The 524-nt window shown below is 47.0% G+C and carries 2 rRNA genes; both read left to right on the top strand.

Features of this window, described 5'->3' with window-relative positions:
- Positions 1–112, top strand: a 16S ribosomal RNA gene (locus AB4114_RS35870); the annotation flags it as partial.
- Positions 113–391: 279 nt separating this feature from the next.
- Positions 392–524 (top strand): 23S ribosomal RNA (locus AB4114_RS35865); the annotation flags it as partial.

Here is a 524-nt window from a genome sequence, read left to right as displayed (position 1 = left end):
AAGTCGGTGGGGTAACCCGCAAGGGAGCCAGCCGCCGAAGGTGGGGTAGATGATTGGGGTGAAGTCGTAACAAGGTAGCCGTATCGGAAGGTGCGGCTGGATCACCTCCTTTCTATGGAGACTCGTGTCTGATAGACACAGTCAAGTATYTTCGGATACACAATCGTTAACTCACTCGTGTTCAGTTTTGAAAGAGCAATCTTTCAAACATTCAGTTGACAACCAACATCGCTTTGCGAATATAACGGTTGCAACATTGTTCCTTGAAAACTAGATAACGAAACAAAAACGTAAAGTAAGAACTTAGGTTGTGTTGACCTTAGGGTTGCACAAAATCTTTAACTCTTTCAATTAGGAGAGACTTTAGCTAACGCTAAAGATCCCTATAAATGGTTAAGCTAGAAAGAGCACACGGAGGATGCCTAGGCACTAGGAGCCGAAGAAGGACGTGGCGAACGACGAAATGCCTCGGGGAGCCGTAAGCAGGCTTTGATCCGGGGATGTCCGAATGGGGGAACCCAGCT

Origin of the sequence: Paenibacillus sp. 2RAB27, assembly GCF_052115445.1 — a bacterium.
Taxonomy (GTDB): domain Bacteria; phylum Bacillota; class Bacilli; order Paenibacillales; family NBRC-103111; genus Paenibacillus_E.
Note: the sequence above shows the minus strand (reverse complement) of the source record. Positions and strands in the feature narration are given on the sequence as shown.